Annotated in this window: 18 protein-coding genes; 6 read left to right on the top strand and 12 right to left on the bottom strand. The window is 68.2% G+C overall.

Features of this window, described 5'->3' with window-relative positions; translation table 11 throughout:
• Positions 1-70: 70 nt before the first annotated feature.
• The 3 genes from glf to BZG35_RS06215 all read right to left on the bottom strand — a co-directional run bounded on the left by glf (position 71) and on the right by BZG35_RS06215 (position 6958).
• A complete protein-coding gene (glf, locus tag BZG35_RS18135; protein WP_150125957.1) occupies positions 71-3802 on the bottom strand; it encodes a UDP-galactopyranose mutase in 3732 nt (1243 codons plus the stop codon).
• 277 nt (positions 3803-4079) lie between these two features.
• On the bottom strand, positions 4080-5531 hold the full coding sequence (locus BZG35_RS06220) for a hypothetical protein (protein WP_077354866.1): 1452 nt from the start codon (positions 5529-5531) through the stop codon (positions 4080-4082).
• 14 nt (positions 5532-5545) lie between these two features.
• Positions 5546-6958, bottom strand: coding sequence for a tetratricopeptide repeat protein (locus BZG35_RS06215; RefSeq protein ID WP_253189289.1), 1413 nt, complete (start codon positions 6956-6958; stop codon positions 5546-5548).
• A 316-nt stretch (positions 6959-7274) separates the two neighbouring features.
• Between BZG35_RS06215 and BZG35_RS06210 the strand changes: the two genes are divergently transcribed.
• From BZG35_RS06210 to BZG35_RS06190, 5 genes are read left to right on the top strand one after another with little or no spacing between them, the layout of a single operon-like run.
• On the top strand, positions 7275-7775 hold the full coding sequence (locus BZG35_RS06210; RefSeq protein ID WP_077354864.1) for a GAF domain-containing protein: 501 nt from the start codon (positions 7275-7277) through the stop codon (positions 7773-7775).
• Entirely contained in the window at positions 7772-8449 is a 678-nt protein-coding gene (locus BZG35_RS06205; RefSeq protein WP_077354863.1) for an SDR family NAD(P)-dependent oxidoreductase, read from the top strand. Before BZG35_RS06210 ends, BZG35_RS06205 begins: the two co-directional genes overlap by 4 nt.
• A gap of 1 nt (position 8450) precedes the next feature.
• Positions 8451-9299, top strand: a complete 849-nt coding sequence (locus tag BZG35_RS06200) for a CoA ester lyase (protein ID WP_077354862.1) — start codon at positions 8451-8453, stop codon at positions 9297-9299.
• 28 nt (positions 9300-9327) lie between these two features.
• Positions 9328-11391, top strand: coding sequence for a capsular polysaccharide biosynthesis protein (locus BZG35_RS06195; protein ID WP_253189288.1), 2064 nt, complete (start codon positions 9328-9330; stop codon positions 11389-11391).
• A 28-nt stretch (positions 11392-11419) separates the two neighbouring features.
• Complete coding sequence (locus tag BZG35_RS06190) at positions 11420-12538, top strand: beta-ketoacyl-ACP synthase III (protein WP_150125956.1); 1119 nt, start codon at positions 11420-11422, stop codon at positions 12536-12538.
• Here the strand turns inward: BZG35_RS06190 and BZG35_RS06185 are convergent.
• Complete coding sequence (locus BZG35_RS06185) at positions 12535-12993, bottom strand: DoxX family protein (protein ID WP_171981894.1); 459 nt, start codon at positions 12991-12993, stop codon at positions 12535-12537. The genes BZG35_RS06190 and BZG35_RS06185 overlap by 4 nt on opposite strands.
• A gap of 164 nt (positions 12994-13157) precedes the next feature.
• Here BZG35_RS06185 and BZG35_RS06180 point away from each other — a divergent pair, with 164 nt between their 5' ends.
• Complete coding sequence (locus BZG35_RS06180) at positions 13158-13421, top strand: hypothetical protein (protein ID WP_077354859.1); 264 nt, start codon at positions 13158-13160, stop codon at positions 13419-13421.
• Positions 13422-13473: 52 nt separating this feature from the next.
• On the opposite strand, the gene BZG35_RS06175 is transcribed toward BZG35_RS06180, so the two are convergent.
• From BZG35_RS06175 to BZG35_RS06140, 8 genes are all read right to left on the bottom strand, one after another.
• Positions 13474-14004 (bottom strand): porin family protein, encoded by a 531-nt coding sequence (locus BZG35_RS06175; RefSeq protein ID WP_077354858.1) that lies wholly within the window; start codon positions 14002-14004, stop codon positions 13474-13476.
• A gap of 159 nt (positions 14005-14163) precedes the next feature.
• A complete protein-coding gene (locus BZG35_RS06170; RefSeq protein WP_253189338.1) occupies positions 14164-15042 on the bottom strand; it encodes a 2-dehydropantoate 2-reductase in 879 nt (292 codons plus the stop codon).
• A 169-nt stretch (positions 15043-15211) separates the two neighbouring features.
• Positions 15212-17890 (bottom strand): pyruvate, phosphate dikinase, encoded by a 2679-nt coding sequence (gene ppdK / locus BZG35_RS06165; protein WP_077354856.1) that lies wholly within the window; start codon positions 17888-17890, stop codon positions 15212-15214.
• 154 nt (positions 17891-18044) lie between these two features.
• Positions 18045-20126, bottom strand: coding sequence for a catalase (locus BZG35_RS06160; RefSeq protein WP_077354855.1), 2082 nt, complete (start codon positions 20124-20126; stop codon positions 18045-18047).
• Positions 20127-20588: 462 nt separating this feature from the next.
• On the bottom strand, positions 20589-22901 hold the full coding sequence (gene glyS, locus BZG35_RS18185; protein ID WP_077354854.1) for a glycine--tRNA ligase subunit beta: 2313 nt from the start codon (positions 22899-22901) through the stop codon (positions 20589-20591).
• Positions 22901-23470, bottom strand: a complete 570-nt coding sequence (locus tag BZG35_RS06150) for an endonuclease domain-containing protein (protein ID WP_216351890.1) — start codon at positions 23468-23470, stop codon at positions 22901-22903. Before BZG35_RS06150 ends, glyS begins: the two co-directional genes overlap by 1 nt.
• On the bottom strand, positions 23467-24351 hold the full coding sequence (locus BZG35_RS06145) for a glycine--tRNA ligase subunit alpha (RefSeq protein WP_077354852.1): 885 nt from the start codon (positions 24349-24351) through the stop codon (positions 23467-23469). The genes BZG35_RS06150 and BZG35_RS06145 overlap by 4 nt, the downstream gene beginning before the upstream one ends.
• A gap of 79 nt (positions 24352-24430) precedes the next feature.
• Positions 24431-25447 carry a fasciclin domain-containing protein gene (locus tag BZG35_RS06140; RefSeq protein ID WP_077354851.1) on the bottom strand — a complete coding sequence of 339 codons (1017 nt, stop codon included), beginning with the start codon at positions 25445-25447 and terminating at the stop codon, positions 24431-24433.
• Between the last annotated feature and the right edge of the window lie 155 nt (positions 25448-25602).

Raw genomic sequence — 25602 nt, 5'->3', positions numbered from 1 at the left:
GGCTGTTTTCCTGAGGCCACACCTGGGGCGGCCGCCGAAAGGCGGACCGCCCCTTTTCTACAGGACGCGATCACACCACGGCGGATCCAGCCGTCGCCGCCCGCGCCGCGACCCCTTCGACCACCGGCGACAGCCGGCGCCAGGCCGCCAGAGCCTGACCGACCACCTGGTCCATGTTGTAGTAGCGGTAGGTGGCCAGACGACCGACGAAGGTCACGTCGGGCCGCCCGACCGCCAGGGCCTCGTAGCGTTTGAACAGCGTCTGGTTTTCCGCGCGGGGGATCGGATAGTAGGGATCCCCCTCCGCGGCGGGATATTCGTAGGTAATGCTGGTCTGGCGGTGGGTCTGCCCCGTAAGGTGCTTGTATTCCGTGATCCGCGTCCACGGCGTCGCTTCGTCCGGATAGTTGACCGTGGCCACCGGCTGGAAGATCTCCTGATCGTGCGTCTCGTGCTGGAAGCGCAGCGAGCGGTACGGCAGCTTGCCGAAGCGATAGTCGAAGAACTCGTCGATCGGCCCGGTGAAGATCAATCGGTCGTACAGAACCTCATCCACCACATCGCGATACTCGACCCCGGTCTCGATGTGGATCAGCGGGCTGTCCAGCATATTCTCGAACATGCGCGTGTAGCCATGCTTGGGCATGGCCTGGAAAGTGTCGGTGAAATACCGGTCGTCGGTGTTGGACCGCGTGGGCACGCGGGCCGTCACCGACTTGTCCAGCTCCGAAGGGTCAAGACCCCACTGCTTGCGCGTGTAACCCCGGAAGAAGGTCTCGTAGAGCTCGCGACCGATCGCATTGACGACCACATCCTCCGACGTCTGGATCCGCTCCACCGGCTCGGCGCGGCTGGCCAGGAAAGCCTCGGCTTCGGCGTCCGACTGCAGGTCGGCCCCGTAGAGCATGTTCAGCGTGGTCCGGTTGATCGGCATCGGCACACGCTGGCCCGCGACATCGGCCAGCACGCGGTGCTCATAGGGCCGCCATTCGGTAAAGCGCGACAGATAGTCGAAGATGTCGGCCGAGTTGGTGTGGAAGATGTGCGGTCCGTACTGATGGATCAGCACGCCCGCTTCATCCAGCTTGTCGAAGGCATTGCCGCCGATGTGGGGGCGACGGTCGATCAATAGGACATGCTTGCCCTCGCTGGCCAGCCGCTCGGCCAGAACCGAACCCGCGAAGCCCGCCCCGACGATCAGGGCGTCGTAGTGCGAGCGACGGATCGAGGGCCAGCGGGTCGGTGCCGCCGCTGCGGTGGGTGACGACGTCCCGCGCTTGCGCGCCGCCGCATCGACCAGGGCCGCCATGCGAAGCTGGGTCTGATCCCACGACAGGGTCGACAGCGCCGTGTCGATCTCCGCCAGCCAGGCCGGGTCCGCGTCGCCCTTGAGCGCCAGCATCGTGTCGCAGCCGGCGACGAACTCTTCGGCCGTGGCGGCGATGCGGACGGCCTGCAGGTCGCCATAGTGGCGGATGACGTCGCGGACGGGGGTGGAGACGACGGGACGTCCGGCCGCCAGATACTCCGGCGTCTTGGTCGGGCTGATGAACCGCGTCGATTCATTGATGGCGAAGGGCATCAGGGCCACGTCCCAGCGCGCCAGGCAGCCGGGCAGCTCATCGTAAGCCTTCTGACCCGGATAGGTGAGGTTGGGATGCTGGGGCAGGTCCTCCGGCGCGATCTTGGCGATCGGGCCGACCAGTTCGAAATCCCACTCCGGACGCGCCGCGACCACGCGCGAGATCAGGGCCAGATCCATACGCTCGTCGATCACGCCGAAGAATCCCAGCCGCGGCCGGTCCCTGTTGCGATCCGCCGGCAGGGCCCGGGCCTTGGCGAAATGGGCCGTGTCCACGCTGGACGGGAAGGGATGGATGTTGCCGTGCAGCCCCTTCTTGGCCTCGTACAGCGTATGGCCGCCGGTGAAGACCACGTCGGCCGAGGCGAACAGCTCGCGCTCCAGCGTGGTCAGCTCGGGCGGGGCGAAGCGGAAATTGGCCAGCTCGTCCATGCAGTCATAGACGACGGCTGCCGCCGCGACATGACGGGCCACGGGCACCATCATCGGCGTGTAGTACCAAAGCACCGGACGCGCGATGTGATGCGCCGCCATGGCCTCGTCGAGCAGCTGGCGCAGGGCCGCGGTCCGCGCCGGGCCTTCCAGTCCGTCCGCGATCCGGGGCGTCGCCACGATGACGCCGGTGGCGGCGCAGACGCGCAGGTCGACCCCCATTTTCGTTCCGGCCTCGACCGGCAGGGGCTCCTCGAACACCATGACGGTGCGGGTCGCGGCGAAGCGCGACATCAGGTGCTGGGGCCGCTGGAAGACGAAATTCCAGCGCAGATGCGACAGGCAGACGATGGGATCGGTCCGGCGGGCGTCCGTCAGGTCGATGACGCGGGATCCAGCGGGATTTGTGACGGGTGCGGGCAAGCGAATAGCCTCTTTCTTGGATGAGGAAGTGTCGGGGACAGGCGGTCGGGGTTCGAGCGAAGCGCGGGCGGGCGGCTCGAGCGGATGGCAGGCCGGGTATTCCAAACGGGCGTCACGGTCCCACCAACCGGGACCGAGATCCGGTCCGGTGATCACGCCATCGCGGGCTACTGCCTGGAGCGTGGCGGCCAGTTCGGTGGGTCGGGGACGGCCGTCTTTCGACAGGTCGAAGGCCCCGGGTTCGTAGCGACCGTTCTGCTCGGTCAGCAGGCTGTCCCAGTCGTAGCTGCCCAGCAGGGCCCAGGCGGTGACGGCCTCGACCGGAACGCCCGCGCCGCGGGCGGCCAGCGCGGCCGACCAGGCGGCATGGAACCAGCGCTGCTGCTGCTGGACGGAAGACCCGAGATGACACTCGGTCACGGCGAGCGGGAGGCGATAGCGGTCCCACAACTCGGCCAGGCTCCGCTCCCAGCCCGAAGGCGGGGGATGCAGCACCCGGACCGCCTCGACGTCCGCATAGGCCAGGCGACCGTTGCCGCCATGGACGCGCGCCGGATAGCGTTCGAGCCGCTCGTCCAGAAAGCGATCACTGGTGACATAGTGGTTCAGCCCGATGAGACCGGGGGGACAGGGGTCCGTCGCCAGGCTCTCGAGGCGGCCGACCTGTCCGTGTCCGACCAGATGCGCCCACAACGAATGGTCTTCGACCACCCGGCCGCACAGCAGGTCCCAGGTCATCAAGCGCCGGTCGTTGTCGAAGGCGGCCTGTTCGGCGCAGGCGGCGGTCGAGAAAGTCCGGCCGAAATCCTCGGTCTGGACCAACCGCGCGTCGGGGACCGACTTGCGGATCGCGCTCATGGCCGACCGGGTCGCCTCGATCTGGTTCAGCAGGGCGATCCAGAACGCCGTGTCGCTGCGACCATGGGGGTACCAGTGACCATAGAGGGCGCTGAACCGCGCGGTCGTGAGCGGCTCGTTGACCGGGGTCCAGTCCGTGACCCATGGATAGCGTTCGGCGACACGGCCGGCGAAGGCAGCGAAAGCCTCCGCGAAGCCGGGATCGAGCAGATCCGTCCAGGAAGGACCCGACCCATGGTGAAGAAGCCCGACGATGGGACGCAGACCCAGGTCGCGCAGACGCGTCATGCGCGCGTCCGTCCAGGACCAATCGAACACGCCCGGCTCGGTCTCGACCCGCTCCCAAAGGATCGGATAGCGCAGGGCGCTCAGTCCGAGCGCGGCGAAGGCGTCAAGGTCGTCGATCCGGTCGTGGTGACCGGTCAGGCGCGTCTGATCCCGCCAGACGTTTCCGACGCGGTTTACCGTACACTCATGTCCGCCCCAAAGCTGCAGCGGCGTGATCATGCGCGCAAAAGAGGCGTGGTCCGCTGCTCGGTTTGAACGATCCGGGGCAAATCACTGGTCGTGACCGAAATGCACGCCATTCCGCGCACGATCCGACGATCCAGAAAGCTCGTCCTTTCGGCCCCGATCGCGTGATTTCCGTTCTTCATATCAGTCACCTCTACGAACAAAGGTCCGCAAGGCGCTGATTGTTCCTGTGTCGGCTAGTCGTCATTGCTGACGCCCCACGGGAGGGCCGGGAACGCGGTCCCCGAGGCCGAAGCCCCGGGCTGGTCGCTCACCAGAACCGGCCGCGTCCGTCACCCCAGCGCGCCTCGCCGAAGGGTCTCGGGCGGTCGATATAACGCCCGTAGGCGTCGTACCAGCCATAGCCCTGAAGGAAGCGGTCGTAGCCGGCTGGGCCGTATTGGTGGGCGCTGTAGGGATCACCGTAGGCCCCGTCCATCTCGTCCCACCAGGCGCGCGGATAGGCCGAGCGTTCGCACGTGTACGCCGCGCCGAATGGCGCGAACCAGTCGGGCGCGTAGCGGTCCCGGTAAACCCGGCGATAGACCGGCTGACACAGGCTGGCAGACCAGACCCGGTTGCCGGAGGCCGTCAGCTGCGCCCGCGGCTCCGGCTGGAAGACGGCCTTCACACCCACGAAACTGTTGTCGGTGACGACGGCTCGACCCGAGGCCAGGGCGACCCCCGTCTCGGCCCGAACCCGGCTGTTGGTCAGATTGACCTCGCCGTTGTAGAGGACCACGCCCTTGTCGGACTTGCAGATCTTGGAGTTGTCGATGGTGACTGACGCGCCCTCGATGGCCACGCCTTCGACATAGCCGCAGATCTTGGTGTTGCTGATGTCGACCCGCCCGTAGTCGCGGCGCGAGCGGACGACGACGCCGATGGCGCGGGGACCGTAGTTGTTGGGGCTTTCGGCACCCACCAGGGTGGTCGAGGTGATGCGCGAGGGATCTCCGGCGCCCGGCGTCAGGTCGATCCCCGACTGGGCCCCCGTGACCACCGTCTCCCAGGTCGTCAGCGTGGCCCCGTCGGCCACGATGGCGGCCGAGAGCGTGCGGGCGTCGATGACCACGTCGCGCAGGTCGACCAGGCCTCCGTCCGAAAGGATCGCCGCCTCGTCGCCGGAATGCCGCATCCCGGCCCGGCTCATGATCACCTGACCGCCGTAGTTGACGATACAGGCCGCCTCGCCCCCGTTCGGCGAGGTCAGGACCAGATCGCGCAGCTCCAGCCGCACACCGGAGGCTACGGTGATGCAAGGCAGGCCGTCGGGGGCCTGAAGACTGGCCGAGGGGTTCTCGCTCCAACGCCGGGGGTCGAAACCGCCTTCGCCGATGATGGTCAGGGGCTTGTCGACATTGATCCAGCCGACGCAGGCCCCGCCGCGGGCGCGGATGACCAGGGTGCCGCCGGGGCGCACGCGGTGCACGGCCGCCTCCAGCGCTCCGCTGCCGGGGTTGCCGCCGCAGTCGATCAGAACGACCTCTTCGGACCCGACCGGGCGGTGGATCGGCGGCGGCGCGCCGCGCCAGCCGGGATAGCGCTGGCCATAGCTCCAGCGGCGATGGGTGCGCGCGCGCTGGCGGCTGGGCGGATCCAGCAACAGACCGAAGTTCGGCCGGGTCTGGCCTTCGACCCGGGCGGCGGTCTGGGCCTCGACTGCGGGGGCGGAGGACAGGGCGAGGGCCAGGGCGGAGGCGGCAAGGATCAGCGTCTTCATCGGTTCAGCCCCTCCTAACGGCGCTGCGAGCGGGAAACTTGAGACAGGACGGCCTGCAGCCGAGAGGCCGAGGGGCCGAAGCCCGCCAGGGCCGAGTCGATGCGGGCGGCGACCGCCTCGGCCTTGTCCTGATCGGCGACCCCGGCCACGCCGAGCGCGAAATAGGTCGAGATCGCGAACTTGGCTTCCGGGGATCCCTGTTTGTCGGCCTGGGAGTACCAGTGGAAGGCGCGGGCATAATCCGGCGGCACCCCGATTCCCTCGGAATACATCACCGCCAGCACCAGCTGGGCCTCGGACGAGCCGTTGACGGCCGCCAGCTGGATGGCGCGGACCATCTCCTGATACGACAGCCGCGACTCCATGTCGTGGCCGAGCATCGCCTCCAGCGTCTGGATCTGCCGCGCGCTGAGGGCCGCCGGAGCGACGGCGACCGTTTCGGTGACGCCGAGGTATTTCAACGCCCGGCCGACGTGGACGAAGGGCAGTTCGGTCATGCGACCCAGGGCATATTCATAGGCGTCGCCGCGCGGCCGGCTCTCGTCCGAGAACGGCACGCCCGAGGCGGGCGCGTCGTTGGGATAGAATTCGAACGGCGGCACCCATTGGCGGGCCTTGGCCTCCACGAACGTCCCGTAGCGCGAGCGACCCGGCGAGGAGCGCTCGAAATCCTTCAGCAGCACATAGGAACCGACGTCGCCGGTCTGGGTCGCGAGGTAGTTGTACAGATAGGCGTCCACGTCGTTGCGGGGGAACAGGGCGGTCGCCGAATGATAGCCGCCCCGGCGGGGGTTCGCCGAGCCGTTCGCGTTCTGGCCGATGGCCTCGCGCGCCTCTCGATTGTCCGACGGCTCGCCGAACGGGCCGTAGAGGGAGTCATGCAGCCGGGCCAGGGTGCGATACCCCTCGGCGTCCTGGGTCGACAGCACATAGATCATGCGGTCGCGGACGGCGGCCTGTTCGTCGATCGTCATCTGGCTCAGCTGACGGTCCAACCGCTGATAGGCGACGTGGCGCTCCCAGGCCCGGCAGTCGTCATAGCGCGACTTGGAGCGGAAGCCGCCCCAGCCGCCGCGATTGACTCGGTTGATCGGGGCATAGCCCTCGTCATTGGCCAGGGCCAGGCCGGTCCAGACCGCGCTCTCGATCGGGTCTTCGATATTCTTGTCCGTGGCGCGCACGGCGGCGTAGCGAGACCCCAGCTCGAGCTGGGCGAAGACGTCGCCCCGGAAGGCGGCGCGGCGCAGGGCGCGAAGCCCGGCCTCCTGGGCGTTGAACTCGGACCCGGTCACCAGCTGCGGGCGGGGACATTGGTTGGCCGCCGCATTGTCGGCGCGCTGCCAGAACGCCGGGACGTTCTCCCCGCATCCGGCGAGACCGACGGCCACCAGACCGAGGACCGCCACGACAGGCGCGGCGGTCGTCACACCGCGGGTCCGACGAGACGAGCGGTGGTCCTTTCTGGTCTTGCGATCGTCCATATGCACACCCGTTCTGCGGAGCGGACAGCCCTCTGCCCCCGTTAACCATTTCCGAAACCAGCGTTCCGGTCCAGTGACGATGCAGTCATGGTTAACACCGTTCCATGACAAAGCGTTGCCATACCGCCGCACAAATCCGTCGCTGCTAAGCTTAAGGCCTGAAAAACATGGGTTTATGGTCTGACGGCGCTTAAACCTCGCCCACCGAGGCCCGCGGCCCTATATTTCGCAGCTCTCCTGCATCCGTCCGTCAGAGCCCTCGATGTCCTATGTTGCCCGCCAAGACCGCCCCGCCGATAAGGCCAGCGCCTATCTGGAGGTCGAATCGGAGATTCTGGCGGTGCTGGACGGCGAGCCGAACCGCGTCGCGCGGATGGCCACGGTGGCCTCCATGCTGGCGGATGCGTTCGGCGACTATTTCTGGACCGGCTTCTATGTGGTTGATCCAGATCGAAATCGCGAGCTGGTGGTCGGGCCCTATCAGGGGACGCTCGGGTGTCTGCGGATCGCCTTTGGGCGCGGAGTCTGCGGCACGGCGGCCGAGAGCCGTCAGACGCAGATCGTTGAGGATGTGCACGCCTTTCCCGGCCACATCGCCTGCGACGGACGGTCGGAAAGCGAGATCGTCGTGCCGGTGTTTGACGCCGCAGGCGACCTGATCGCCGTCTTCGACGTGGATGCGACAACCCAGGCCGCGTTCGATACGGTGGACGCCCAGGCGCTGGAGCGGCTGATGGCCAAGGTTTTCGGAGACGGCGCATGAACGATCGGGTCATCGTGGTGACCGGCGGGCACGGGGTGCTGGGCCGGGCCGTGGTCGAGGCGGCCCTGGCGCGCGGGCTGCGGGCGGCCGTGATCGACCATGCCAGCGGTGGCTCCGCCCCCGGCGAGGCGCTGGAGATCGGCGGCGTGGACCTGACCGATGCCGCCGCGGCCGAGGCGGCCATGGCGCGGGTCGTCGAACGGTTCGGGGCCATCGACGCCCTGCTGAACATCGCCGGCGCCTTCGTCTGGCAGACCACGGACGACGCCGCGCCCGCCTGGGACCGGATGTTCGCCCTGAACCTGACCACCGCCCTGAACGCCAGCCGCGCCGCCCTGCCCCATCTGAAGCGCTCGACCGAGGGACGGATCGTCAATGTCGGATCGGCGGCGGCGCTGAAGGCCGGGGCCGGCATGGGGGCCTATGCGGCCTCGAAAGCGGCGGTGCACAGCCTGACCCAGGCCCTGGCCGAGGAGTTGAAGACCACGTCGGTCACCGTCAATGCCGTCCTGCCTTCGATCATCGACACCCCCGCCAACCGGGCGGACATGCCGGATGCGGACCCCGCCCGATGGGTCGCGCCGGCCGACCTGGCCGAGGTCATGCTGTTCCTGGCCTCGCCGGACAGCCGGGCCATGACCGGGGCCCTGATGCCCGTGACCGGTCGTGTCTGAGATGAGACTGACCCGCAGCGTCCTGTTCCTGCCCGCCTCGAACGCGCGCGCCGTTGAGAAGGCGCGTGGCCTGGCCTGCGACATCGCCGTGCTGGACCTGGAGGACGCCGTCGCGCCGGACCAGAAGCTGGAGGCCCGGGCGGCGGCGCTGGAGGCCGTGCGGGCCGGGGGCTTCGCCGGACAGGTGGCGGTGCGCGTCAATGCCCTGGGCACCCCCTGGGGCGAGGCGGATCTGGCCGCCCTGACCCGTCTGTGCGCGCAAGGCGCCCGGCTGGACTGGATCGTCGCCCCCAAGGTCGAGGATGCCGGCACCGTCGACGCCTATGAGGCCCGGATGCACGCGGGCGTGACGCTGTGCGCCATGATCGAGACGCCGCGCGCCCTGTTCGCCTTGCCCCAGATCGCGGCGGCGGGCGGGCCATTGGGGGCCCTGATGCTGGGGGTTAACGACCTGGCCAAGACCCTGGGGACGGGGGCGACGCCGGACCGCGAGCCGCTGAAGCCCTGGCTCGCCGCCACGGTGGCGGCGGCCAAGGCCCACGGGCTGGCGGCGATCGACGGCGTGTTCAACCGGCTGGACGATCCGGACGGTCTGGCCGCCGAGTGCGCCCAGGGCCGGCTGTACGGTTTCGACGGCAAGAGCCTGATCCATCCCAACCAGATCGCGGCAGCCCACGCGGTTTTCTCGCCCAGCGAAGCCGAGGTGGAAGCGGCGCAAGCGATCGTCGCGGCCTTCGCCGCGCCGGATGCTGAGGGTCGGGGAGCGATCCGGGTCGACGGGGCCATGGTGGAGCGGCTGCATCTGGTCCAGGCGCAGGCGCTGCTGGACCGGGCGACGGCCTGTCGCTAGAGGCTGGCGCTTCGCAGAAAGCCCTCGCTTGACCCCATCCCCCTCCCCGTCCGCCGACCGGAAACGCGCCTGGATCTGTGCGCCCGGGATCTGGAAGGTGCCCTTCCTCGCGACCTTTCTGGACGATCTGGCGCTGGTCTCCAACCCTGTCGCCCCGGTGGAGGCGGTCGCGGGCTGGGGCCTGAAGCCCACGTCGAAGGTCGGCCGCGCGCGGGCGGCGCGGGAAGGCCTAACCTATCTGGCGCTGGAGGACGGGTTCCTGCGGTCCATCGGCCTGGGCGAGACCGGGGCGGCGTCGGTCAGTCTGATCGTGGACGATCTGGGCATCTACTACGACGCGACGCGGCCCTCGCGGCTGGAGCGCTGGATCGAGACGGCCGATGATTGGTGCGACGCCGCCCTGCGGACGCGAGCGCGGGCCCTGATCGACCGGATCGTCGCCACGGGGATCTCCAAGACCAATATGGGCGGGCCCCTGGATCGGTCGATCCTGCAGGCAAGGCCGCGCATCCTGCTGGTCGACCAGACCGCGGGGGATGCCTCGATCGCCTTCGGCCTTGCGGGACCCGAGAGTTTCGCGTCCATGGTGGCGACGGCGAAGGCCGAGCATCCGGACGCCCAGCTGATCGTCAAACGGCACCCGGCGGTGGCGGCGGGGCGCAAACACGGCTGTATCGCCGAGGCGGACCTGGCCGGGGTCACCCTGCTGGACACCGACGTCCGGCCGGCGGACCTGCTGGCCGAGGTGGACCAGGTGTGGTGCGTGACCTCGGCCCTGGGGTTCGAGGCCTTGATGCGGGGCCTGCCGGTGCGCTGTTTCGGGGCCAGCTTCTATTCCGGCTGGGGCCTGACCACGGACGCGGTCCAGACCGGGCGACGGGGCGTGGCGCGCGATCTGGAGACGGTCGTGGCCGCCGCGATAATCCAATACACCCGCTACGTCGATCCAGTGACGGGCCGGCGCTGCGAGGTCGAGGCGGCGCTGGAGCGGCTGGTGGCCCTGCGCGACCGGGCCGAGCGGCTGGCCGGGGACTGGGCCGCCGTCGGCTTCTCGCCGGCCAAACGGCCGCCGATCCGGCGGCTGCTGAACGGGCCCCGCACCCGGCTGACGTATTTCGGGAACCCCGAGAAGGCAGCCGACCACGCTCGGGCGAGCGCTGGCCGGCTGATCTACTGGGCCGGCAAGGAGACGCCGCGGATCGCGGCCGTGGCGGCCCGCACCACCATGCCGGTGGTGAGGATGGAGGACGGATTCATCCGTTCGCGCGGCCTGGGGTCCGACTTCTTCGGGGCGTTGAGCGTCGCCCTGGACGACCAGGGCGTCTATTACGACCCGACCCGACCCTCGCGGCTGGAGACGCTGATCGAGGGCGGAGCGCAGGACGCGGCGATGCTGGCCCGGGCCGCGCGGCTGCGGTCGCGCGTGGTCGAGGCGGGCCTGTCGAAATACAATCTGTCGGGGGGCGCGGCGCGACCGGACTGGCCCATTGACCGCCGCAAGGTCCTGGTCGTCGGCCAGGTCGAGAACGACAAGTCGATCCTGAAGGGCTGCGGCGACATCCGCACCAACTCGGGCCTGGTGGCGGCGGCGCGGGCGGACTTTCCGGACGCCTTCCTGATCTATCGCAACCATCCGGACGTGATGAGCGGCAACCGGCCGGGCATGCTGGACGCCTCGGCCATCGAAGCCGTCGACGCCACGGCGGATGGGCTGGACATCGTCGATTGTCTGGACGCCTGCGACGTGCTGGCGACGCTGACCTCCCTGTCCGGATTCGAGGCCCTGCTGCGCGGCAAGGCGGTGGCGACCTATGGTCGGCCGTTCTACGGCGGCTGGGGCCTGACCCACGACGCCATGATCTTCGAGCGGCGGACGCGGCGGGCCGGCCTGGACGCCCTGGTGGCGGCGGCGCTGATCGAATACCCGATCTACGTCACGCCCGAGGGCTGGCCGTGCGAGGCCGAGGATCTGGTCACCGCCCTGATCGCGGCGCGGAACGACCCGCCCCCGGCCGCGCCGGCGAACCAGATCGCGCGTTGGTGGAAGGGGATCAACGCCAGTCTCGACCGACGCGCCCCACCGGCCTATTGAGAGCGTCCCCAAAGGATACGCACGACCCGTGACCCACGCTGTTATCGCCGCCACCGGCCTGTTCACCCCCGAACAATCCATCTCCAACGCCGAACTGGTCGGGGCCTACAACGCCTGGGCCGAGCGGTGGAACGCCGAACACGCAGGCCAGATCGCCGAGGGCGACGTCGCCGCCCTGACGCCCTCGTCCGAGGCCTTCATCGAGAAGGCGTCGGGCATCAAGAGCCGCTTCGTGCTGGACAAGGCCGGCGTGCTCGACCCCGAGCGGATGGCTCCCAACATCCCCGAGCGGTCCAACGACGAGCTGTCGATCATGGCCGAGATGGCGGTGAAGGCGGCGCGTCAGGCGATCGAGGCCTGGGGCAAGCCGGTGTCCGAGATCGGCGCGGTGCTGTGCGCCGCCTCCAACATGCCCCGCCCCTATCCGGCCCTGGCGGTCGAGATCCAGCAGGCGCTGGGCATCGAGGGCTTCGGCTTCGACATGAACGTGGCCTGTTCCTCGGCCACCTTCGGCATCAAGACGGCGGCCGACTTCATCGCCGGCGGCTCGGTCAAGGCCGTGCTGATGGTGAACCCCGAGGTCTGTTCCGCCCACCTGAACTTCAAGGACCGCGACAGCCATTTCATCTTCGGTGACGTGGCCACGGCGGTGATCGTGGAGTCGTCGGACACCGCCGGCCCGGGTGGCTGGGACATTCTGGGCACGCGGCTGAAGACGGTCTTCTCCAACAATATCCGCAACAATTTCGGCTTCCTGAACAACGCCGCGCCCGAGGGCATCGGCGCGCCGGACAAGCTGTTCATCCAGCAGGGCCGCAAGGTGTTCAAGGATGTGGTGCCGATGGTGTCGGACATGATCGTCGACCATGCGGGAGATCTGGGTCTCGACCCGACCGAACTGAAACGCCTCTGGCTGCACCAGGCCAACATCAACATGAACTCGATGATCGGCCGCAAGGTGCTGGGCCGCGATCCGACCGAGGCCGAGAACGTCATCATCCTGGACGACTATGCCAACACCAGCTCCGCCGGGTCGATCATCGCCTTCCACCTGCACAACGACGGGTTTGTGGCGGGCGAAACGGGGCTGATCTGCAGCTTCGGCGCCGGCTATTCGGCCGGGACGGTGTTCGTCCGCAAACGCTAGCGCCCGGCGAACAGGGCGGTGTCCAGGCTGTAGAGGCCCGGACCCGTCACGATCAGGGCCGCGAGGACCAGCATCAGCAGGGTCTCGGGCAGGTCCAGATAGCTGGACAGGCGATAGCCGAACGAAGTGCCCTCGACCGATTTCGACGCCACGGTGATCAGGGCGACGGTCGAAATGACGAACAGGACCAGGGCCGCGAGGCTGGTCAGCAGCCCCATGACCAGCAGGGCCCCGAAGACCAGCTCGCAGACCGATACGAAGCGGGCGGTCTGGCGCGGGGCGGCGATCCCCGCCTCCACCATGGTCTTGGCCATCTTCAGAGCGCTGTCTCGGGTGAACAGCTTGTAGAAGCCGGACAGGAAGAACATCAGCCCCACCACGACCCGCGCCGCGAAGACCATCACATCCACCGCGTCAGGAAAGCCGAAGCCGAGCGCCGGGTACAGGTCGATCATGGGCATGTCTCAGGAGAGTTGAAGCCGCTTCAATGCCTTCCGCGATCCCCGGTTGCCGAACAGATCACAAATAGATGAGCCATCGAACACCGGCATAGCTTGCGCTTTTGGTTGCGGTCTGTGACGTATCCGCCACCAGACGCCGAGCGGCACGGAGTCCTCCCATGAACCAATCGCCCGCCAAAACCCCCGGTTTCCTTGAATCGCTCGCGCGTGACGTGGCCATGGTGCTGAAGTCGCTCGGCGGCTCAGCGCATCAGAACGTGGTCATCGATTGCGTCGCGGCCCTGAAGCGTCAACGCGGCGAGCCGGTGACACAGGACCTGCGCCAGTCCGTGGTGGAGGCGTTCGAACGCTATTCCGAATGGTTCACGCGGCCGTTCGGCGACGGGTCGATGCGCTGGGCCCTGGTCGCGGAACCGGGCTAGGCTTTAGCCGGTCGCCCTCCCCATCCTAGGGATGGGGAGGGAACGCGATATCCTAGAAGCGGCGGACGTAGCTGACGCCGTAGGTGTCGACTTCGCCACCGTTGTCGTCGGTGAAGTCGCGACGGGTGATGTCACCCCGGATGCCGTTGACGCCGTCGAAGAAGTAGTTGGCGCCGACGCCGTAGTTGACGCTTTCGCCATCTTCGGTGGCTTCGAAACCGGCCACGTCGGCCTTGATCTGGGTCGTGCCGTAGCCGACGCGGCCAAACAGTTCGAGGTTCGGGCTGAGCGGCAGGTAACCGACGGCATAGGCGGCGGCATCATAGTCATGCTCGAGCGAGCCGTTGACGCCGCCGACGCTGAAGTCTTCGTCGCGCACGCCGACGGAGGCTTCGCCTTCCAGGCCGAAATTCGGATGCAGGCGGGCGTCGAGGCGGGCGGTGATCGCGCCGAGATCGCCGTCGTCGCTGTCCAGTTGCGTGTAACCGATCGAGCCGGAGTAGGTCGGGCCCTGAACGCTTTGCGCAGCTGCGGGCTCGGCGAACACAGTTAGAGCAGCGGTTGCGAGAAGAAGGTTACGCATTGTTTCTTGTATCCTCTAGATGTGGGACGACATGTCCCTGCCCCATCCAGCGAGAGCTCAAGTAGGTATTGCTTTCGACCGTTCCATGGCTGGATCGTTACAGAACCGAAACTGTGGGCGGCGAAGCACAGACAGCGTTAGACTTGCCGCCTTCTTGCCTCAATCGGCCGCAGACAGGATCAGGGCCGCCATTCCGTTCAGAGGCGTAGCGATGCCGTGGGCCTTGCCCAGCCGGGCGATGACTCCGTTGCGGGCGTCCCATTCCATCGGTCGGCCCGCCAGACGGTCGGCCAACAGGGAGTTGACGGAATCCGGCGGGGAGGTCTCGGCCCGTTCGACGACCCAGTCCGGCAGGTGATCGCCGAGGTCGGCCCCGACCGCGCGACCGACCAGGACGCATTCGCGGACCATGCCTCGCATGAGCGCGCCGATGCCCGCCGCACGCACCACGCCGCCGGGCCGGCCGGTCAGGGCATTGACCGCCCCGGCGCAGTTCAGGGCCAGCTTGGTCCAGGCGACGGTGGTAAAATCTTCCGTGGTGGAGGCAACGATGACGCTGTCGGCGAACAGGGCGACGAACGCCTCGCCCGCCGCCCCGACCGGCACCACGATGGTCCCGTCGCGGCGGTGACGGATCCGGCCGGGGGCGCTGCGTTCAGCGGGCACATCGATGACGACGGGCAGAATACGGTCGGCCGGCAGATAGGGGTTGAAGCGTTCGACATGCTCGACGCCGTTCTGCAGCACGGCGACCCGCGTCTCCGGCCCGACCAGCGGGGCCAGCCATGCGCCCGTGCCCACGACATCATAGGCCTTGGTGGCGATCAGCACCCAGTCGACCGGGGCGGTGATCTGAACAGGGTCGGTGACGACCCTGGGCCGGGCCTCGATGACGGAGCCGTCCGGTGTCTCGACGACCAGCCGGTCCAGCGGCGTGCGGGCGCACAGGGTCACCTCGGCGACGCGGGGGCTGCGCGACAGCCAGGCGGCGACAGTGCCGCCGATGGCCCCGGGGCCGATGACGGCAAGCCTCATAATCCCTTCTCCCCTTGCGGGAGAAGGTGGCCGAGCGCAGCGAGGTCGGATGAGGGGTGACTCCCGCTCTTGCCGGTGTGGGCCTGCTCGACCCATCTCTTCCGCATCCTCGTACCCCTCATCCGTCAGCCTTCGGCTGCCACCTTCTCCCGCAAGGGGAGAAGGTTTGCCCTCACCGATCCTTCTCGCGCTCGACGCTGAGGGCCGCCTGGGCCGCCGCCAGCCGGGCGATCGGCACGCGGTAGGGGCTGCAGCTGACGTAGGCCAGACCGACCTGTTCGCAGAAGGCGATCGAGGCGGGGTCGCCGCCGTGCTCGCCGCAGATCCCCATCTTGATGTCCGGACGCACCGCCCCGCCCCGCTCGGCGGCGATGCGGATCAGGTCGCCGACGCCTTCCTGGTCCAGACGGACGAAGGGGTCGGTCTCGAAGATGCCCTTGTCCATATAGGCCTGCAGGAAGCGGCCGGAGTCATCGCGGCTGATGCCGAAGGTGGTCTGGGTCAGGTCGTTGGTGCCGAAGGAGAAGAACTCGGCGTGTTCAGCCAGGTCCCCGGCCCTCAGGGCAGCGCGGGGCAGTTCGATCATGGTGCCGACGAGGTAGTCGACGCGGTCGCCCGCCTTGTCGAACACGTCCTTCGCCACGCGGTCGGTCAGTTCGCGCAGGTATTTCATCTCCAGACCCATGGCGACCAGGGGATGCATGATCTCGGGGATGGGGGCCTCGGCGGCGGTCTTCTTCACCTCGAGCGCCGCCTCCAGGATGGCCCGGACCTGCATCTCGTAGATTTCGGGATAGGCGACGCCCAGGCGGCAGCCGCGGTGGCCCAGCATGGGGTTGGTCTCGTGTAGTTCCTTGGCCCGCCGCTTCAGCTTGGCGGCGTCGATGCCGGAGGTGGCGGCGAGCGCGTCGATGTCCTCGTCCGTATGCGGGATGAACTCGTGCAGCGGCGGATCCAGCAGGCGCACCGTGACCGGCAGGCCGGCCATGATTGTGAACAGCTCGACGAAGTCGGACTTCTGGAACGGTTCGATCTTGGCCAGGGCCAGGCGACGGCCGGCCTCGTCGTCGGCCAGGATCATCTCGCGCACGGCGGCGATGCGGGCCTCGTCGAAGAACATGTGCTCGGTGCGGCACAGGCCGATGCCCTCGGCCCCGAAGCCGCGCGCGGTGCGGGCGTCCAGCGGGGTCTCGGCATTGGCGCGGACCTTGAGGCGGCGGACCTTGTCGGCCCAGGCCATCAGGGTCTGGAAATCGCCGGTCAGCTCGGGCTCGATCATGGCCACGGCCCCGTCCAGCACCTCGCCCTTGGAGCCGTCGATGGTGATGATCTCGCCGGCCTTGAAGGTGCGGCCGCGGGCGGTGAAGGTCTGGGCCTTCTCGTCGATGTGGATCTCGCCGGCGCCGGAGACGCAGGGACGGCCCATGCCGCGCGCGACCACGGCCGCGTGGCTGGTCATGCCGCCGCGCGCCGTGACGATGCCGCGCGCCGCGTGCATGCCGTGGATGTCCTCCGGCGAGGTCTCCTCGCGCACCAGGATGACGGCGTCGCCCAGCTGGTTCAGCCGCTCGGCCTCGTCGGCGTCGAAACAGACCTTGCCGGTCGCGGCGCCGGGGCTGGCGGGCAGGCCGGCGGCCACGACGTGGCGGGTTGCGCTGGGATCCAGGGTCGGGTGCAGCAGCTGGTCCAGGGCCGAGGGCTCGACCCGGCTGATGGCCTCCTCCTCGGTGATCACGCCCTCGGCGGCCAGGTCGACGGCGATCTTCAGCGCCGACTTGGCGGTGCGCTTGCCGTTGCGGGTCTGCAGCATCCACAGCCGGCCCTGTTCGACCGTGAACTCGATGTCCTGCATGTCGCGGTAGTGGGTCTCCAGCTTGCCGACCACGTCGACGAACTGGGCGAAGACCTCGGGCATGGCCTCTTCCATCGAGGGGGCGGTCTCGCCCATCTCCTCGCGGCCCGCCAGGGTCAGGGACTGGGGCGTGCGGATGCCGGCGACGACGTCCTCGCCCTGGGCATTGATCAGGAACTCGCCGTACAGGCGGGCCTCCCCGGTCGAGGGGTTGCGGGTGAAGGCGACCCCGGTGGCCGAGGTCTCGCCCATATTGCCGAACACCATCGACTGGATGTTCACGGCCGTGCCCCAGCTTTCGGGAATGTCGTGCATCCGGCGATAGAACTTGGCCCGGTCGTTCATCCAGCTGGCGAAGACGGCCGAGACCGCGCCCCACAGCTGTTCGTGCGGATCCTGGGGGAACGGGGCGCCCAGCTCGCGCTCGACCACGGTCTTGTACTCGGCGACGACCTTCTCCCAGTCGCCGGCCGACAGATCGGTGTCGATGGTGACGCCCAGACGGTCCTTGTGATCGTCCAGGACCTCCTCGAAATCGTCGTGGCTCAAGCCCAGCACCACGTTCGAATACATGGTGATGAAGCGGCGGTAGGAGTCGAAGGCGAAGCGGCGATCGCCGCTGAGGGTCGCCAGACCCTCGACCGTCTGGTCGTTGAGGCCCAGGTTGAGGACCGTGTCCATCATGCCGGGCATGGAGGCGCGGGCGCCCGATCTGACCGAGACCAGCAGGGGGTTGGCGGCGTCGCCGAAGGTTTTGCCGACTACGGCCTCGACGGCCTTCAGGCCGACCGCGACCTGATCGGCCAGATCGGCCGGATAGGTGTTGCCATTCGAGAAATACTGGACACAGGCCTCGGTCGTGATGGTGAAGCCGGGCGGCACCGGCAGGCCCAGCCTGGCCATCTCCGCCAGGTTGGCCCCCTTGCCCCCCAGCAGGTTCTTCATCGACGCGTCGCCGTCGGCGGATCCGCCGCCGAAGCCATACACCCACTGAGTCATCGGTAGTCCCCTGCGTTCGAATGCCGTCGGCGGGTAGACCCCGCTCGGTTGACGCCCTGACTAACGCGCTGCGCGCGCGAAGGCGAGACCGGCCTGTAACAAAGCGTGAGGGGATGGACGGGTTTCAGCCGAAACTGCCGAAACCCGCCTTCGATCAAGCCAGGATGCGGACCTTGCGCTCGCGATCCCACTGGCGCGTGGCGGCCTGGACCACCCAGTCGTCGGTCCCGCCCGACAGGTCGATCACGCCGTCGTCCGGCTCGACCCCGGCCTTGTCCAGCAGGGGCTGGGCCTCAGGCGTGAAGCCGATGGCCTTCAGATGGCCGAAGGCGTCGCGGATGAAGTCGATGGCGGCGGCCTCCTTCAGCAGCTGGGCCGTCGCCCCGCCCGCCAGGACCAGGGCCACGGCGTCGAACAGGACAGACGGCGCCCCCGCCAGCTGGCGGTCGGCCTTCAGGATCGTCTCGTCCTCCAGCACCGCCCCGCCGACCTTGGGGGCGATGATCTGGACCGTGGCCCCCTCGGCCTCCGCCGCCGCGCGGACCTGGTCCACGATCGCGCCGTCCGAGCCATCGGCGACGACGATCCCGACCAGACGGCCGTTCAGCGTGTCCGGATATTTGCCGATGATGCGCAGGGCCGGGCTGTCGTCCATGTCGAACGGCTCCGACGCGGCCTCGGATGGCTTCGGCAGGTCCATGTTCAGCCCGTCGGCGACGCGCTGGGCCAGGCTGTCATCCACGTTCTGCAGATTGGCCAGCACGCGCAGCCGCACGTGTTCCAGCGTCACCTTGGACAGTTCGAACACCAGGGCGCTGGCCAGGTGGGCCTGTTCGCTGGGGTTCTGCGACCGGAAGAACAGCCGCGCCTGGCTGTAGTGGTCGGCGAAGGTCTCGGCGCGGATGCGGATCTTGGTGCCCTCGACCGGCTGCGGGAAGGAGCGGAAGCCCCCCTTCGGATCCTCGCGCGGACCGCCCTCCTCCCCGGCCTCGGCCAGGCTGTTGGGCTCGTAGTTGGCGCGGCCCTTGGGGACCTGCATCTGCATCTGGCCGTCGCGCTGCAGGTTCTGGAACGGGCAGCCCTTGGCCTGATTGATCGGGATCTGGTGGAAATTGACCGTGCCCAGACGCGACAGCTGGGTGTCCTGGTAGGAGAACAGCCGACCCTGCAGCAGGGGATCCTCGGAGAAGTCGATCCCGGGCGGGACGTTGGTCGGCAGGAAGGCGACCTGTTCGGTCTCGGCGAAGAAGTTGTCCGGGTTGCGGTTCAGCGTCAGCTTGCCGACGACGCGGACCGGATACAGCTCCTCGGGGATCAGCTTGGTCGCGTCCAGCACGTCGAACGGCAGGGCGTCGGCCTCCGCCTGCGTCAGCAGCTGGACGCCGAAGTCCCATTCGGGGAAGTCGCCGTTGTCGATGGCCTCGAACAGGTCGCGGCGGTGATAGTCGGGATCGGCGCCCGCGATCTTGACCGCCTCGTCCCAGCAAGTCGACTGGGTGCCGAGACGCGGCCGCCAGTGGAACTTGACCAGGGTCGGCTCGCCCGCTTCGTTGATCAGGCGGAAGGTGTTGACGCCGAAACCCTCGATCATGCGCAAGGATCGCGGGATGGTCCGGTCCGACATGGCCCACATGATCATGTGGGTGCTCTCGGGCATCAGGCCGATGAAGTCCCAGAAGGTGTCGTGGGCTGAGGCCGCCTGCGGATAGCCCCGATCGGCCTCCATCTTCACGGCGTGGATCAGGTCGGGGAACTTGATCGCGTCCTGGATGAAGAAGACCGGGATGTTGTTGCCGACCAGGTCCCAGTTGCCCTCGGTGGTGTAGAACTTGACCGCGAAGCCCCGCACGTCGCGCGGTGTGTCGACCGACCCGGCCCCGCCGGCCACGGTCGAGAAGCGGGTGAAGACCTCGGTCTGTTTGCCGACCTCGGTCAGGATGGCGGCGGTGGTGACGTCGGACAGGCTCTCGGTCAGTTCGAACACGCCGTGGGCGGCCGAACCGCGGGCGTGGACGATCCGCTCGGGGATCCGCTCATGGTCGAAATGCTGGATCTTCTCGCGCAGGACGAAGTCTTCCAGCAGGTGCGGGCCGCGCGGCCCGGCCGACAGGGTGTTCTGGTTGTCGCTGACGGGGACGCCGTGATTGGTCGTCAGCCGCGTCTCGGGCGTCGAGGCGGTCTGGTGAAGCTCCCCGGCATTGCCGAGGGTCGTGGTCGTGGTGGGGCGCTTGGCCATGGGGGAGGTCCTGACTGCGGGGGAGGTCGCGGTCGGAACGCGCGGGCAGACCCAGGGTCTCAGCTTGGCCGTTCAAATGCCCCCTGTGTCTGGCGCAGGACGTAGACCGCTCGGTGTTGGAGTTGAAGTTTCAGGCCCGTGTGCTTGCCCAGGGTGCTGGTTCATCACAAAGGGCACAACGAAGTCACGAAGGACACAACGGGTCCGGTGATGGGGGCACCAACCGGCCCGTCTTCGAGCAGAAATCGATGCGGCGTACGCCGCGATCAGGAATCCAGCCGGAAGACGATGCCCTGAACACGGCTCAGCTCGCGTCGTGTCCTTCGTGACTTCGTTGTGTTCTTTGTGATGAACCTCTTGAAACCGCGCCTGACGGCGAGAGGGTGCGCGGCTCAGAACCCATCCACCGCTCCGCGGTCCCCCTCCCATCGCCAAGCGGCGACGGGGAGGAGACGCAATGGCCTACCCCGCCACCTGACCGAAGTCCGCGACGCGGCCCATCACGTCCCGGACCTGGCCCAGCAGCTTCAGGCGGTTGTCGCGCTCGGTCGGGACGTCGGAGTTGACCATGACGTCGGTGAAGAAGGCGTCCACGGGGGCGCGCAGCCGGGACAGGGCCGTCATGGCGGCGGCGAAATCCTCGGTCTCCAGCGCCGTATTGACGGCGGTGCGGGCGACGTCGGTGGCGAAGGCGAGCGTCGTCTCCGCCTCGGGCTGGTCGGGCAGACCGGTCTGGACCATGCCGGTCGGCACCTCGCCCTTCTTGGCCTCGGCCTTCAGGATGTTGGTGGCGCGCTTGTAGCCGGCCAGCAGATTGGCCCCGTCGTCCGTGGCGAGGAAGGCGTCGAGCGCCTCCACCCGGCGGACGATGCGGACGAGGTCGTCATCGCCCAGGGCGAAGACGGCGTCCACGAGGTCGTGGCGCTTGCCCAGGTCGCGCAGGAGAACCTTCAGGCGGTCGGCGAAGAAGGCGAGAAGCGTTTGGGCAAGCTCCATCCATTCGCTGGACGGATCGGCACCGGCTCGAACTGTCAAATTTCTGACGTCAGCTAGGTCTAGCCCCAAAACAACGTGAGATCCGTCAGGGCGCTTCCAACCATTGGCCTCAAGCCGCTTTCGCGAAACTTGTACAGCGATCAGATAGTGAGCGCGCTTAATTGGAACAAGCAAACTAGCATTCCGCCCCACAACCAGCACCAATCGGATCACCCCCAGCGCCGCCCGCCGCAGCGCGAACGGGTCCTTGGAGCCGGTGGGTTTCTCGTCGATGGCGAAGAAGCCGACGAGGGTGTCGAGCTTGTCGGCCAGGGCGACGGCGACGGTCAGCGGCGCGGTCGGGACCGAGTCCGCCGGGCCTTGCGGCTTGTAGTGGTCGCGGACGGCGTCGGCGATCCGGTCACGCCTCCCTTCCCCCTCGAGGGGGGAAGGGTCGGGGTTGGGGGTGGAGGCACCCGTTGTCCCATGAGCGGATAAGACTCCGTCGGAGTCTTGGGGGGTCACCGGCGCCGCCGTGCCTCCACCCCATCCCAACCCTTCCCCCTCGAGGGGAAGGGCTCTCGCATAGTAGCCGCCCATGACGCCCTGCAGTTCCGGGAACTCGCCGACCATGGCCGAGGCCAGGTCCGCCTTCGCCAGCCTCGCCGCCAAGGCCGCCTCTTCGGGGTCGGCGCCGACCAAAGGGGCGATCTCGCGGGCCAAGGCGGCGATGCGGTCGACGCGCTCGGCCAGGGTGCCCAGCTTGGCGTGGAAGGTGACGCCCTTCAGCTTCTCGTTCCAGGCGTCGAAGCCGGTCTTGCGGTCCTCGTCCCAGAAGAAGCGGGCGTCGTTCAGGCGAGCCGAAAGCACGCGGCTGTTGCCGGCGGCCAGGGCCACGCCGCCGTCGGAGGCCTCGACATTGGCGACGACGATGAAGTTCGGGGCCAGGGTGCCGGTGGCGGGGTCACGCACGGCGAAATATTTCTGGTGCACCTTCATCGACAGGCGGACCACCTCGGGCGGCAGGGCGAGGAACTGCGGGTCCATGTCGCCCAGGATCGGCGTCGGCCATTCGGCGAGGCCGGCGACCTCGTCCAGCAGGCCGTCGTCGTCGACCAGCTCCAGCCCGCTCGCGTGACAGGCGGCCCGGGCGGCCGCGAGAATCTTCAGCTTGCGATCGGCGGCGTCCAGCAGGACGAACTCGGCCTCGAGCTTGGCGCGATAGTCGGCGAAATCCTTGACCGAAAACGGCCGGCCCGACCCCATGAAACGGTGGCCCTCGGTCACGTCACCGCTGGGTATCCCGTCGATCTCGAACGGCACCACGGCTCCGTCGAACAGGGCGACGATCCGCTTCAGCGGCCGGACCCAGCGCAGGGTGCCGGAACCCCAGCGCATCGACTTGGGCCAGGGGAAGGCGCGGACGATCTGGTCCACGGTCTCGGCGATGACGGCCGTGGTCGGGCGACCGGCTTCCTCGATCACGGCGAACAGGACGCCGTCGCGCTCGGTCAGCTGGTCGCGGGTCAGGCCGGTCTTGCGCAGGAAGCCCTCCAGCGCCTGTTCCGGTGCATTGGCACGGGGGCCCTTCAGCTCTTCCGAGCGATCCGGCGTGGCGGCGGGCAGACCCTCGATCACCAGCGTCAGCCGGCGCGGTCCGGCATAGGTGGTCAGCGCGTCCCACGTCAGGCCGGCGGCCTTCAACCGTTCGGTCGCCATGCGCTCGAGATCGCGCGCGGCGCCGCCCTGCATGCGGGCGGGGATCTCTTCGGAGAACAGTTCGAGGAGGAGTTGGGGCATCAGGTTTCGCTAGAGCCCTTCCCCTCGAGGGGGAAGGGTTGGGATGGGGTGGAGGCACGAGCCGTACCGGGAGGCACGTAGACTCCGCCGGCCTTGCTGATTTCGGCGACCACGGACTTGATGTCAGCCTCGACGCGCTTCGTCGGGATGCGAAGGACACGATAGCCTTGCGACGTCAGCCATTCGTCGCGCCTCAGGTCACGCAGCGCGACGTCGGTGAGGTCGTGGATCCCGCCATCCACCTCAATAACCAGTTTCGCGGAATGGCAGGCGAAATCGACGACGTAGGGGCCGATCGGGGCTTGGCGACGAAAGCGGATGTCGAGGTGCCGCAGATGGTCCCAAAGCTTGGCTTCGGTGCGGGTCGGTTCCGCCCGAAGCTTCCGGGCGCGGGCGACGCCGCCGGCCTTCATCTTTGGCGCGCGGGCAAAGCGGTCAATCAGTGGGGCATCGTCGGCAGATGCACGATCGGAGTCTCCCGGGCTTACCGGCGACGGGGTGCCTCCACCCCATCCCCGACCCTTCCCCCTCGAGGGGAAGGGAGACGTTGCGTCATCCTCGCCGGTCATGCCGAGGCACGCTCCTGCTCGACGTAAGCGACGGCACACGCCTTACACAGGTCCCGGATGCGGCCGATGTAGCTCTGGCGTTCGGCGACGGCGATGGCCCCGCGGGCGTCCATCAGGTTGAACAGGTGCGAGGCCTTCAGCACCTGGTCGTAGGCGGGCAGGACCAGGGGCTGGCCCTGGGGTCCTGTCATGGCGAGCAGGCGGGTCGACTCCGCCTCCATGTCCTCGAACCGGCGCTTCAGACCCTCGACGTCATAGCCGTGGAAGTTGGCCTCCGACTGTTGGCGCTCGTTCTCGAGGAAGACCTCGCCATAGGTCGTGCCGTCCTTCGTGAACTTGAGGTCGTAGACGTTGTCGACGCCCTGGACGTACATGGCCAGGCGCTCCAGCCCGTAGGTCAGCTCGCCCGAAACGACGTCGACCTCGAGGCCGCCCACGCCCTGGAAATAGGTGAACTGGGTCACCTCCATGCCGTCGCACCAGACCTCCCAGCCCAGACCCCAGGCCCCCACGGTGGGGTTCTCCCAGTCGTCCTCGACGAAGCGGATGTCGTGCAGGGCCGGGTCGATGCCGATGGCCCGCAGCGAGCCCAGATACAGCTCCTGCAGATTGTCCGGGTTTGGCTTCAGGATGACCTGGAACTGGTAGTAGTGCTGCAGACGGTTGGGGTTCTCGCCATAGCGGCCGTCGCCCGGGCGGCGGCTGGGCTGGACGTAGGCGGCCTTCCACGGCTTGGGCCCTAGCGCGCGCAGCACCGTCGCCGGATGCAGGGTCCCCGCCCCCACCTCGATGTCATAGGGCTGCAGGATGGCGCAGCCCTGATCGCCCCAATAGCGCTGGAGCGTGAGGATCAGATCCTGGAAGGCGAGCGGTTCGGTCACGGCACGTCTTTGGGCAAAGAGAAAGGCGGCGGACCCTAGGGCCCGCCGCCTCTGAACTCAACTCACCCTGAGGGTGGGATTACGACTGCGGCGTGGGAGCCGTGGCGTCGGTCTCGGCGTCCGTTGCGTCGTCAGTCTGGCCGTCGGTCGGGTTTTCGACCGGAGGCGAGGCCGTGGTCGTGGTACCCGCGGCCGGCTGGCCGCTGGGAGCGGTCGTCATGCCAGGCGTCGGGCTGGCACTGGTGGAGCCGGCCGGGGCCGTGGTCGTGTCGTCGGGCGTCGGAGCGGTCTCGCCCGTGGTCGTGGCCGAGTCGTTGTCCATGTCATCGCCGGTCATCGAATCGTCGGCCGGCGGCGGGGTCATGGCGTCACCGGCGGGAGCCGTCGGCGGGGCGGTCTCGCCCATCGGATCGGCGGCCGGCGGGGTGGCGGGGGTCGTCGATCCGCTGGACGGCGGCGTCGTCTGCTCGCCCTCGGCCGCATCGCCGGCGGCGACCTGGCTGGTGGCGGGGCTAAGGACCTGGTCGATGACGAAGACCGCGCCGTTGGAGGCGTCGAGGTCGGCGGTGGTCACCGTGGCTTCATCGACCTTGATCGACGATCCCGTGCCATCGAGTTCGACCTGGGTACGAGCGGCGGTCTCGACCCCACCCTTGGTGCCCTGGATCTGGCTGGAGTTCACGTCGGCGACGATCACATGGTACAGCAGCAGCTGACGCAGGTCGTTGACGTTGGCCGGGTCCAGCAGACGCGTGCGCTCGGCTTCCGGCAGGGCCGCGAAGGCGGCGTCGGTCGGGGCGAAGATCGAGATCGCGGACTGGGTCTGCAGCGTCTCGGTCAGCTGGGCGGCGTCGAGCGCCGACAGCAGGGTCGAGAACTGGCCGTTGGAGCGCAGCACGTCGACGACGGTGTTGCTGGCCGACGGCGTCGCGGCCTGGGCGGTGGTCGCGGCGTCGGTGGGCGCGGCGGCTGGAGCCGACTGTGCGGCCGGGGAGGCCGGAGTCGCGGCGGGAGCCTGGACGTCCTGGGCGAAGGCGGAGCCGGCACCGAACAACGCGATGGCGGCCGTGGCAGTCAGAAGGCGAGTGCGGAGCATGATCGTTTCCTTTTCAATGCTGCACGGACCGACGCTGAGAAATAGTTCGCGGCCCGCAACCGGATGTTACGAGGCTTAAGAAGCCCCATCCCGTCTACAGGTTCCATGTCGGCCATACCGCCGTTCAAACAAGGCAGACCGATCGGTTACTTTGT

Source organism: Brevundimonas sp. LM2 (assembly GCF_002002865.1).
In the GTDB taxonomy this organism is placed as follows: domain Bacteria; phylum Pseudomonadota; class Alphaproteobacteria; order Caulobacterales; family Caulobacteraceae; genus Brevundimonas.
This window is presented reverse-complemented; position numbering and strand designations above follow the sequence as displayed.